The following is a 12,119-nucleotide window of genomic DNA, read 5'->3' as shown; positions in this document are numbered from 1 at the left end:
CCTGCGTCGCCGGGGTGGGCTGGTCACGGGCGGTGTCGTCCCGCCGCGATCCCGGGGACCTCGATACCGCCGCGGGTCCGGTCGGCGGGACGACACCCGTTGGTGAACAGGGCTGATTCGATCCGATCATCACGTCCAGTTGTTGTCACGACGGGTCGTCCAGTTGTTGTCACGCACTACGTTCACCTCCCCTCGAAAATCCGCTCCGGTGGGCGAAATCACTCAGGTCCAGTTGTTGTCACGACGAGTGGTCCAGTTGTTGTCCCGCATGCTGTTCACCTCCCTCGAAATGGCCAGGAATCCGGCAAATCACTCACCAGTTGTTGTCCTGCATCGGTGCACCTCCCTCGTTTCGGTTGGGCTGTCCGGGGGAATTCCGGGCCGCGCTTCTTATCGTCCGGACAACGAAGGCCGTCGCAGTCCCGGTTCGATTACGGTGTAGATCACCGACGGAAGAGGGTGCGTGGACGGACGACTAGGCGGCGCGCGGCGGAGGCTCAAGGCCTGGCACCTGTGGAGCCTGCCGCGACCTGTGCGTTCCTACGTCCTGGTCGTGAATCTCATCGCAGTCCTCTCGACGGCCGCCACGGCCCGTCTCGTCCCGGTCACCGGTACCGACCTGGTCCGGTTCGGGGTCTTGACGCTGTGCGCGGCCATCGCGATCGAGGGCACCCGGCAGATCGAACGCCAACGGGAATACGACAGGGCCCCATCGGTCGCCTACGTCGACACGAAGGCGGTCTGGAGCGTCGCCGCCGTCATCGCGCTGCCTCCGGTGCTCGCCGCCGCGATGGTCGTGGTGACCTACACCATCGCATGGCTGAGGATCTGGCCACACCAACGGCCGGTTCTCCCCCATCGGTGGATCTTCTCCGCCGCGACGGTGCTCTGCGGCACGCAGGCCGCCGTCGTCGTCCTCAGCCTCGGCATGCGCCACTACCCCGGCTCGCCCGACTCCGGCCTGCTTCCCGGACTCGGCGACCTCGCCGTCATCATCGTGGCCGCGGCCCTGCGCTGGGCGATCAACACCGCGCTGGTGATGATCGCGATCTCGCTGTCGTCGCCGCCGAAGTCGATCGGCGAGCTGTTCTCCGGGTTCGGCGACCAGATCCTCGAGGCGGGCGCGCTCGGGCTCGGCCTGGTGACGGCCGTCGTGCTCGTCGAAGCCAATCCGGTGGTGCTCGTCGGCGTCGTCATCGCGCTCGTCGCCCTGCACCGCGGGCTGCTGCTGACGCAGTACCGGCGCGACGCGCACACCGACGCCACCACCGGGCTCGTCACGAAACGCCGCTGGCGCCAGCTGGCCGAAGAACACCTCGGCCGGACGCGCGCGGGCCGGAAGCTCGGCGTGCTGTTCCTCGACCTCGACAACTTCAAGACGATCAACGACACCTACGGCCATCCCAACGGCGACCTCGTCCTGCGCGCCGTCGGCGACGCGCTGCGCGCGGAGATCCGCGAACAGGACGTCTGCGGACGCTGGGGCGGCGAGGAGTTCTCGATCGTCATCCCGGACGTCCACAGCGAGGAGACGCTGCGCCAGGTCGCCGAACGGATCCGGCACCGCGTGGCGGGCGTCGCGGTCACCCTGCCCGATCGCGACACGGTGCTGACCGATCTGACGGTCTCGATCGGCGGGGCGCTGTACCCGGCCGACAACATCACCGGCGTCGACGACCTCCTGGTGGCCACGGACACCGCGCTGTACCGGGCCAAACAGGGCGGACGCAACCGCGTCGAATTGGCCCCTCCCCAGCAGTAAGGGCGCTTTGGGGTCGTGAATGGCAATTCGTGGGGTGAAGTTTTCCTTCGCCGGGCTCGCGTGCCGATACATGTGACTCGCGGGGAGGGGTGTTGCGAAAGCCACTTTCACAACCTTCAACGTTGCGAAAGTGGCTTTCGCAACGCCCCCGCGACTCGGCCGGACACAAGGAGCGGCACTCGCCACTCACGAACCGCGACCGGCGGACCCAGGTGACCGACGGACCCGGTGAAACCGGCGTGAACACTCGATGACACCTCGCGAACCCGACGATCACTCCGGCCGCGCGATTGTCCACTTCATGACGTCATCCGCCCCCTCGACTAGGTGTTCCAGGCCACTTTTTGGCGGGTTCCTACAAGACCCGGCCCTCGGCGTGCGTCACCGACGACATTCTCGTACCGGCCGGTAAGAGGCAGGCTGTAAGGCAGGTACAGATGACCGTCCCGCGCGTGATCCGGCGGGACGTCGCCTGTTGTGCTGCGTACTTGGGAGGCTCAGTCGGTGTTCAGTCGTGTCGCCATCGTCAACCGCGGAGAAGCCGCGATGCGGCTCATCCACGCCGCCCGCGAGCTTTCCGCGGAGACCGGACAGCGGATCGAGACCGTCGCTCTCTACACGGATGCGGACCGGTCGGCGACGTTCGTGCGGGAAGCCGACATCAGCTACAACCTGGGGCCGGCGTCGGCGCGTCCTTACCTCGATTTCGCCGTGCTGGAGCGGGCGCTGACCGAGACCGGGGCCGACGCGGCCTGGGTCGGCTGGGGGTTCGTGGCCGAGGATCCGGCCTTCGCCGAGCTGTGTGAGCGGCTGGGCGTCACCTTCATCGGGCCGAGCGCGGACGCGATGCGCAAGCTCGGCGACAAGATCGGTGCCAAGCTGATCGCCGAAGAGGTCGGCGTGCCGGTGGCTCCTTGGAGCCGCGGGGCGGTCGAGGATCTCGACGCCGCCATCAAGGCGGCCGACGAGATCGGCTACCCGCTGATGCTCAAGGCCACCGCAGGCGGTGGCGGCCGCGGTATCCGCGTCATCACCTCCGCCGACGAGCTCGAAGACGCCTACGAGCGCACCAGCCAGGAGGCCGCTCGCGCCTTCGGCAGCGGCGTCGTCTTCCTGGAGCGCCTGGTCACGGGCGCGCGGCACGTCGAGGTCCAGGTCATCGCCGACGGCCAGGGCACCGCGTGGGCGCTGGGCGTCCGCGACTGCTCGGTGCAGCGCCGCAACCAGAAGATCATCGAGGAATCCGCCTCCCCCGTCCTGAGCCCGGCGCAGGCCGACGAGCTCAAGCGGTCCGCCGAGCGGCTCGCGCTCGCCGTCGACTACTGCGGCGCCGGCACGGTCGAGTTCCTCTACCACCCGGGCGACAAGCTCTTCGCGTTCCTCGAGGTCAACACCCGCCTGCAGGTCGAGCACCCGATCACCGAGTCGACCACCGGCATGGACCTGGTCAAGGCCCAGCTGCACGTCGCTTCCGGCGGCAAGCTCGAAGGCACCCAGCCCGCCGAATCCGGTCACGCCGTCGAGGCGCGGCTGAACGCCGAAGACCCCGACCGCGACTTCGCGCCGTCTCCCGGCCGCATCGCGCGTCTGGACCTGCCCGCCGGACCGGGCATCCGCGTCGACACCGGCGTCAGCGAAGGCGACACGATCCCGGCCGACTTCGACTCGATGATCGCGAAGATCATCGCCTACGGCCGCGACCGCGACGAGGCGCTCGGCAGGCTCCGCCGCGCGATGGCGCAGACCACGGTCATCATCGAGGGCGGCGCGACCAACAAGAGCTTCGTCCTCGACCTGCTCGACCAGCCCGAGGTGATCGACGGCAGCGCCGACACCGGCTGGATCGACCGCGTCCGCGGCGAGGGCAAACTGGTCACCCACCGGCATTCGGCGATCGCGCTCGCGGCCGCCGCCATCGAGGCCTACGAGGATGAGGAAGCCGTTGAGCGCCAACGACTTCTGTCCACCGCGCACGGTGGCCGTCCGCAGGTGCAGCACGAGAGCGGCCGTCCGCTCGACCTGAAACTGCGCGGCGCCGCGTACCGGGTGAGCGTGGCCAGGGTCGGCCACCGCCGGTTCCGCGCCGGCATCTGGGCGGGCGGCGACGTCCACCCCGCCGACGTCGAGGTCGACCGTTTCGACGAGCACACCGGCCAGATCACCGTCAACGGCACCCGCTTCCGCCTCGTCACCGGCACGCACGGCCCGATCCACCTGGTCGAGGTCGACGGCGTCACCCACCGCATCAGCCGCGACGAGGGCGGCGTCGTCCGCTCCCCCGCGCCCGCGCTGGTCGTCGCGACCCCGCTGGAGGTCGGCGCGGAGGTCGAGGCAGGCGCACCCGTGCTGGTGCTGGAAAGCATGAAGATGGAGACGGTGCTCCGCGCGCCGTTCCGCGCGAAGCTGCGCGAGTGCGTCGTCTCGGTCGGCAGCCAGGTCGAGACCGGCGCGCCGCTGCTGCGCCTCGAACCGCTGGCCGACGAGGGCGAAGAAGTCGCCGAGGACACCGGCAGCGTCGAGATCGAGCTGCCCACGGAACCCGGCGGCGCGTCGGCGCTGCAGCGGATCGCGCGGGGCCAGCAGGACCTGCGCAGCCTCCTGCTCGGCTTCGACGTCGACCCGCACGACGAGCGCCGCACGCTCAGCGCGTACCTGGCCGCCAGGACCGAGGTGGAGGCCAACGGCGACCGCCCGCTGGAGGGCGAGGTCGAACTGCTGACCGTGTTCGCCGATCTCTCCGAGCTGATCCGCAACAAGCCGGCCGGCGAGGAGACCAAGACCGACACCCGCGTGCACAGTGCCCGCGAGTTCTTCCACACCTACCTGCAGAGTCTCGACGTCGAACGCGCCGGCCTGTCGGAGTCGTTCCAGAACAAGCTGAAGAAGGTCCTCGCGCACTACGGCGTCAAGGACCTGGAGCGCACGCCGGAGCTGGAGGAGGCGGTCTTCCGCATCTTCCTCGCCCAGCAGCGCGCCGCCTCCGACGTCGCGATCGTCACCGCGCTGCTGCGCCAGTGGCTCACCGAGGCCCAGCCGTTCGAGTCGATGCGCGAACCGGCGGGCAAGGCGCTGGAGCAGCTCATCGCCGCCACCCAGCTCCGGTTCCCGGTGGTCGGCGACCTCGCCCGCAGCGTGGTGTTCCGCTGGTTCGCCCAGCCGCTGCTGCGTCGCACCCGCGCCGAGGTCTACAGCGAGGTCCGCAAGCACCTGCGGCACCTCGACCAGCACCCGGACTCCCCGGACCGCGCCGAGCGGATCGCGCGCATGCTGGCCAGCGCACAGCCGCTGGTCCGCCTGCTCGGACAGCGGATCGGCCGCCCCGGCACCGATCACACCCCGCTGCTCGAAGTCCTGAGCCGCCGCTACTACGGCAACCGTGCGCTCACCGGCGTCCAGTCGGTCACCGTCGGCGGTTGTACCTTCGTCACCGGTGACTACGCCTACGACGGCGAACGGTTCCACATGGCCACCACGGCCGTCGACCGCGCCGGGCTGCCCGGGGCGATCAAGGCCGTCGCGGACCTCGCGGCCGGGCTGCCCGCCGACACCGACGTCGAGGCGGACCTGTACCTCACCTGGGACGACGCGTCGGCCGACGAGGACACGATGGCGGCGGGACTGCGCGAGATCCTCGCGGCCGAGTCACTGCCCAGCCGGGTCCGGCGGATCACCACCACGGTCGCCGGGCACAGCGGCGCGGTGGTGCACCACCACTTCACCTTCCGGCCGTCCTCGACCGGTTTCACCGAAGAGCGGCTGATCCGCGGCCTGCACCCGCTGATCGCACAGCGGATGCAGTTGCAGCGCCTGGCGAACTTCGACCTCACCCGGCTGCCGACCGGCGACGAGGACGTCTACCTGTTCAAGTGCGTCGCGCCGAAGAACCCGTCGGACCAGCGGCTGGTCGCGCTGGCGCAGGTCCGTGACCTGACCCCGTTGCGGGACAACGACGGCAAGCTGCTCGCGCTGCCCGCGGTCGAAGGCACGCTCGCGGGCTGCCTCGACGCGATCCGCGAGGTGCAGGCGAAGCTCCCGGCGAAGAAACGCTTCGACACCAACCGGATCATGCTCTACGTGTGGCCGACGAGTGAGCTCACCGGCGAGGAGCTGAACACGGTCGCGCAGCGCGTGCAGCCGTCGACGGCGGGCGCGGGCCTCGAAGAGGTCCAGTTCCTCGGCAGGCAGCGTGACCGCGCGACCGGCGAGCTCACCGAGGTCGCCGTGCGGATCGGTTACGACGTCAGCGGCGGCGTGCAGATGTCGCTGGCCGAGCCCACCACCGAGCCGATCGAGCCGCTCGACGACTACCGCCAGAACGTCCTGCGCGCCCGGCGCCGCGACACCGTCTACCCGTACGAACTGACCGAGATGCTCGGTTCGTTCACCGAGTACGACATGGACGACAGCAACACGCTCGTCCCGGTCGACCGGCCGAAGGGGCGCAACAAGGCGGCGATCGTCGCCGGTGTGGTCTCCACGCCGACCGAGCGCTACCCGGAGGGCGTCAAGCGGGTCGTGCTGCTGGGCGACCCGACGAAGGCGCTCGGCGCGCTGTCGGAGCCGGAATGCTCGCGGGTGATCGCGGCACTGGACCTCGCCGAGCGGATGCGGGTCCCGCTGGAATGGTTCGCGCTTTCGGCGGGTGCCCGGATCTCGATGGAATCCGGCACCGAGAACATGGACTGGGTGGCGGCCGCGCTGAAGCGGATCGTGAACTTCACCCAGGACGGCGGCGAGATCAACATCGTCGTGGCGGGCATCAACGTCGGCGCCCAGCCGTACTGGAACGCCGAAGCGACGATGCTCATGCACACCAAGGGAATCCTGGTGATGACACCGGATTCCGCGATGGTGCTGACCGGCAAGCAGTCGCTCGACTTCTCCGGTGGCGTGTCGGCCGAGGACAACTTCGGCATCGGCGGCTACGACCGGGTCATGGGCCCGAACGGCCAGGCGCAGTACTGGGCGCCGAACCTCGCGGCCGCCCGCGACGTGCTGATGTCGCACTACGACCACACCTACGTGGCGCCGGAGGAGACCGGTCCGCGCAAGGCGCTGACGAACGACCCGATCGACCGGGACGTCTCGCCGTTCCCGCACGCGGCCGTCGACAGCGACTTCACCACGGTCGGCCAGATCTTCTCGAAGGAGGCCAACCCCGACCGCAAGAAGCCGTTCGACATCCGCACCGTGATGCGCGCGCTGTCGGACCAGGACCACCCGGTGCTGGAGCGGTGGCCGGGGATGGCCGACGCGGAGACCGCGGCCGTGCAGGACGTCCACCTCGGCGGACGTCCGGTGTGCCTGCTCGGTATCGAATCCCGTTCGGTGCCGCGCCGCGGTTTCCCTCCCACCGACGGCCCGGACACCTACACCGCGGGCACGCTGTTCCCGCGGTCGTCGAAGAAGGCGGCGCGGGCGATCAACGCGGCCAGCGGCAACCGGCCGCTGGTGGTGCTGGCGAACCTGTCCGGCTTCGACGGCTCGCCGGAGTCGATGCGGAAACTGCAGCTGGAGTACGGCGCCGAGATCGGCCGGGCGATCGTCAACTTCGACGGTCCGATCGTGTTCACCGTGATCTCCCGGTACCACGGCGGCGCGTTCGTGGTCTTCTCGAAGGCGCTGAACCCGAACATGACCGTGCTGGCGCTGGAGGGCTCGTTCGCCTCCGTGCTCGGCGGCGCGCCCGCCGCGGCGGTCGTGTTCTCCGGTGAGGTCAACGCGCGGACCGCGGCGGACCCGCGGGTGCGGTCGCTGTCGGAGAAGCTCAGCGGGGCGACCGGTGCCGAACGCGCCGCGCTCGCCGCGGAACTGGCCGACGTCCAGTCGTCGGTGCGGGCCGAGAAGCTGGGCGCGGTCGCGTCCGAGTTCGACGGCGTGCACAGCATCGAGCGCGCGGTGAAGGTCGGCTCGGTGGACGCGATCATCAGCGCGGCCGAACTGCGCCCGCGCATCATCGAGGCGATCGAGCGGGGCCTGGCCAAGAAGTAGTACTTAAGCGCTATGAACGGCCCGTTACTTGCAAAATTTGCAAGTAACGGGCCGTTCATAGCATTACGGCGGCTACCCGGAGGGCGGGCTCAGGGCTTCGGATCGTCGGGCGGAGGGTCCACGAAGTCCTCGGGCGCGATCCGGTCCAGGGCCGCCCGGAACTCCTCCACCTCACGCTCCTGCTCGACCGGGTCGGCCGGGACCGTCGGCAGTTCCGCGTCGGGTCCGGAGCCGACGATCTCGACCCGGACCGAAGCGACCTCCAGTACCGAGTCGGCCACCTTGATCACCACGCCGGCGCGCAACCCGATCGCGACGGCGTCGCTCGGCCGTGCCGAGACGCGGATGCCGGAGTCGAGGACCAGATCCGCGAAGAAGATGCCGTCCCGCAGCGCGGTGACCTCGACTCCGATGACGTGATGCCCGAACGATTCGACGACCTGGCCGATCAGTTCGATCGTGCCGGGGCGGGGCAATCGGATCTTCTCCTGCGCGAGTGCCACCGCGCTCGCCTCGGGGCCGCCGATCGTGATCGCCAGCCAGCGGCGTTCGCCCTCCCGCTCCCGCAGCAGCATGACGGGTGCCGCTTCCGGAGCCAGGACGGCCATCCCTTCGACGTCCATCGGGATCATGCGCGTCACCTCATTCCTTCGATCGGCCCGAGTGTGAATGCCCCTCGGCGCGCAGCCGCGGGACCATATGCGGATAGTGCAGTTCGAACGCCGGCCGTTCGGACCGGATCTTCGGCAGGTCGTGGAAGTTGTGCCGGGGAGGCGGGCAGGTCGTCGCCCATTCCAGGGAGTTCCCGTGGCCCCACGGGTCGTCGACTTCGACGATCTCCCCGAACCGGTGGCTGCGGACGACGTTCCAGAGGAACGGCAGCACCGACGCGCCCAGCAGGAACGCGCCGATGGTGGAAATCGTGTTGAGCGTGCTGAAGCCGTCGGAGGTGAGGTAGTCGGCGTAGCGGCGCGGCATTCCTTCGTTGCCCAGCCAGTGCTGGACCAGGAACGTGGTGTGGAAACCGAGGAACGTGGTCCAGAAATGCCATTTCGCCAGTCCCTCGTCGAGCAGGCGGCCGGTCATCTTGGGGAACCAGAAGTAGATCCCGGCGAAGGTGGCGAACACGATGGTGCCGAACAGCACGTAGTGGAAGTGCGCGACCACGAAATAGCTGTCGTGCACATGGAAATCGATCGCTGGCGCGGCGAGGATGATCCCGGTCAGCCCGCCGAGCAGGAACGTCACCATGAACCCGACCGACCACAGCATCGGTGATTCGAAGGTCAGCTGTCCCTTCCACATCGTGCCGATCCAGTTGAAGAACTTGATCCCGGTCGGCACCGCGATGAGGAACGTCATGATCGAGAAGAACGGCAGCAGCACCGCGCCGGTGGCGAACATGTGGTGCGCCCACACCGCGATCGACAATCCGGTGATCGTGATCGTCGCGAACACCATGGTCTTGTAGCCGAACAACGGTTTCCGGCTGAACACCGGGACGATCTCGGTCACGATGCCGAAATACGGCAACGCGACGATGTAGACCTCGGGATGGCCGAAGAACCAGAACAGGTGCTGCCACAGGATCGCCCCGCCGTTGGCCGGGTCGAAGACGTGGGCGCCCAGCCGTCTGTCGGCTTCCAGGGCGAACAGCGCGGCGGTGAGGATCGGGAAAGCGATCAGGATCAGGATCGCGGTGAACAGGATGTTCCAGGTGAACAACGGCAGCCGCCACATGGTCATCCCGGGCCCGCGCAGGCAGAGGATCGTGGTGATCATGTTGACCGCGCCGAGGATCGTCCCGAGCCCGGACACGATCAGGCCCATGATCCACAGATCGGCGCCGACGCCGGGCGCGTGCGCGGCGGCAGAAAGCGGCGTGTACGCCGTCCAGCCGAAGTCCGGTGCGCCACCCGGCGTGATGAACGCGGTGAGCGTCATCGTGCCGCCGAAGAGGTACAGCCAGTAGGAAAACGCGTTCAGCCGGGGGAAGGCGACGTCGGGTGAGCCGATCTGCAGCGGCAGGATGTAGTTGGCGAAGGCGAACAGGTTCGGCGTCGCGTACAGGAGCAGCATGATCGTGCCGTGCATGGTGAACAGCTGGTTGTACTGCTCCTGCGAAAGGAATTGCAGTCCCGGCCTGCCGAGTTCGCCGCGCATCAGCAGCGCCATGAACCCGCCGATGAGGAAGAACGCGAACGAGGTGCCGAGGTAGAGCAGGCCGATCGTCTTGTGATCGGTGGTGCGGACGACGCTGAGGAACACGCTGCCCTTGGGAGCGCGGCTCCTCCCGCCGAACCGGATGGCCTGCGGTTTGTGCGTTGTCCTCACTGCGGTCACGGCGACTCCCAGCATGACGGCACACTCTCGTGAAGCTGGTACCCCTCCAGGAGAGTCCCTACACGCGGGGTTTTCAAGGGCTAGCCGAGTAAAGACTCCAGGTGATCGGCCGCCGCCGCGGCGCCACCGGCCGCCCGGAACGACGCCCCCACCTTCTCCGCGGCCGACCGGTACGCGGGCTCGTCGAGCACGCTGGTCACCGCCGCCGCGACCCGGTCCGGTTTCACCCGGCCGAAGCGCAGGCGGACCCCTGCGCCCGCATCGACGACCTGCCCGGCGACGATCGGCTGGTCGTCCCGGATCGGGGCGACCACCAGCGGCACCCCGTGCCACAGGCTTTCGCAGACGGTGTTGTGCCCGCCGTGGCAGACGACGGCGTCCACCCGGGCCAGCAGCGCCATCTGGGGGACATGCGGCAGCACGAGCACCTCGGGCCCCACCGGCTCCACGACACCGCCGGGGTCGGCGATGACGGTCCTGACTCCGGCGACCCGGGAAAGCCCCCGCGCGGCCGCGTTGAGGAAGTCGGCGGCGGCGTCGGCGTTCGCCGTCCCGAGAGTGACGAACACCGTCGGCTTCGCCGGGTCGAGCCGGTCCCACGGGAAGTCGCCGGTGGGCGCGCGCCCGCCGATCGACGGTCCGACCAGCCGGACCCCTTTCGACAGCGCCGCAGGGCCGAGGAGTTCCCGGGTGGTGAAGGCGAGGACGCCGTGCGGGGACAGCCTGGGGTCGGCGGGCCCGCCGTCGATCCGCCTGCGAAGGCCGTCGAGGAGGTCGTCGAGCCAGGCCACCACCTTGGGCATCCCGGCCAGGGGATCGACGAGTTCCGCGGACGTCGTCGCGGAGGTGATCCACGGCAGCCCGAGCCCGTCGGCGACGAGCCCGCCCGCGATGGCCTGCTGGTCGGCGATCACCACCTCCGGCCGGAACCGGCCGATAGCGGCGCGCACGCCGGGCGCCATCGCCTCGGCCAGCGGGATCAGGAACTCCTCCCACAGGAACCGGAACGCCGCAGGCCCCTTGAGGCTCGCGTCGCGTTCGGGCAGGTCACGGGGTACGGCGCAGGGGAACACCTCGGCGCCGTCGCCCGCGAGCCGCCGGATGACCTCCGGCCGCCCCGCCCAGGCGACCTCGTGCCCGCGTGCGGTCAGCGCGGCCGCCACCCCCACGGCCGGGTTCACATGCCCGGTCAGCGGCGGCGTGACGAAGAGGAACCGGCTCACCTAGTCGACCCCCGCCGTCGCGCGCGAGTGCTCCCGGACCCAGTCCAGGATCAGCTCCGAGGTCTCCGCGGTGCGCTCGACCAGCACCGAATGTCCCTGGTCCGGCAGGACGACGGTGCGACAGCGGGCGAGGTTCGCCTCCAGGTCCGGGACCTGCGCCGCCAGCCCGGACAGATCGCCGAACAGCGCGAACACCGGGCAGGTCACCACCGACAGGTCGTCGTCGATGGTCCGGCTCAGCGGGATGTCCTCGGCCAGTGTGGTGGCCGCGAGGATCTTGAACGCCGACTTCGACAGCCGGGCGGTGTGCGCGCCGTGGTTCTCGGCGATCCAGCCGATCACCTCGTCGTGCCCGAGCCGCGACTTGGCGTCGGCCAGCCCTTCGGCCATATGCCCGATCCAGGCCCGCACCGGCGGTTCCGCCTCGATCGCGACGACGCTCGCGACCCGCGAGGGGCGCTCCGCGGCGAGACCGAAGGCCACCGAACCGCCGAACGAATTCCCGACCACGTGCACCGGCCGGTCGATGTCGAGCACGGTGAGCAGGCCGTCGAGATCGGCGACGAACTCTTCGAGCCGGTAACCCGTCGCGGGGCGCGTAGTACGCCCATGCCCGCGAAGGTCGTACATGACGACGTCGATCCCCTGCGCCGCGAAGGCGGGCCCGAGGGTGAAGTAATAGCTCGCCAGGCTGTCGGTGAGGAGGCCGTGGACGAACACGACGACCGGCGCCTCGCCGTCCGAAGGTCCCAAACGTTGAACGTGGACGTCGAGGTCGCCGACCTTGACCTTCGCCATGC

Annotated in this window: 6 protein-coding genes; 2 read left to right on the top strand and 4 right to left on the bottom strand. The window is 69.4% G+C overall.

Translation table 11 applies throughout. From position 1 onward, the window contains the following. The first annotated feature begins 463 nt into the window (after positions 1-463). Together H5J31_RS28575 and H5J31_RS28570 are read left to right on the top strand one after the other, a co-directional pair. A complete protein-coding gene (locus H5J31_RS28575) occupies positions 464-1,762 on the top strand; it encodes a GGDEF domain-containing protein (RefSeq protein ID WP_407925071.1) in 1,299 nt (432 codons plus the stop codon). Between the two features lie 504 nt (positions 1,763-2,266). Beyond that, positions 2,267-7,753 carry an ATP-binding protein gene (locus H5J31_RS28570; RefSeq protein ID WP_181775755.1) on the top strand — a complete coding sequence of 1,829 codons (5,487 nt, stop codon included), beginning with the start codon at positions 2,267-2,269 and terminating at the stop codon, positions 7,751-7,753. Between the two features lie 89 nt (positions 7,754-7,842). Here the strand turns inward: H5J31_RS28570 and H5J31_RS28565 are convergent, their stop codons facing one another. The 4 genes from H5J31_RS28565 to H5J31_RS28550 form a co-directional block, all read right to left on the bottom strand. Beyond that, positions 7,843-8,385: a bifunctional nuclease family protein gene (locus H5J31_RS28565; protein WP_181775754.1), complete on the bottom strand. Its 543-nt coding sequence runs from the start codon at positions 8,383-8,385 to the stop codon at positions 7,843-7,845. A gap of 10 nt (positions 8,386-8,395) precedes the next feature. Next, positions 8,396-10,111, bottom strand: coding sequence for an aa3-type cytochrome oxidase subunit I (gene ctaD, locus H5J31_RS28560; protein WP_181775753.1), 1,716 nt, complete (start codon positions 10,109-10,111; stop codon positions 8,396-8,398). A gap of 65 nt (positions 10,112-10,176) precedes the next feature. Further along, positions 10,177-11,319: a glycosyltransferase gene (locus H5J31_RS28555; RefSeq protein ID WP_181775752.1), complete on the bottom strand. Its 1,143-nt coding sequence runs from the start codon at positions 11,317-11,319 to the stop codon at positions 10,177-10,179. Beyond that, positions 11,320-12,117, bottom strand: a complete 798-nt coding sequence (locus tag H5J31_RS28550) for an alpha/beta fold hydrolase (protein WP_181775751.1) — start codon at positions 12,115-12,117, stop codon at positions 11,320-11,322. Between the last annotated feature and the right edge of the window lie 2 nt (positions 12,118-12,119).

This window comes from Amycolatopsis pittospori (genome assembly GCF_013870525.1).
Lineage (GTDB): Bacteria > Actinomycetota > Actinomycetes > Mycobacteriales > Pseudonocardiaceae > Amycolatopsis > Amycolatopsis pittospori.
Note: the sequence above shows the minus strand (reverse complement) of the source record. Positions and strands in the feature narration are given on the sequence as shown.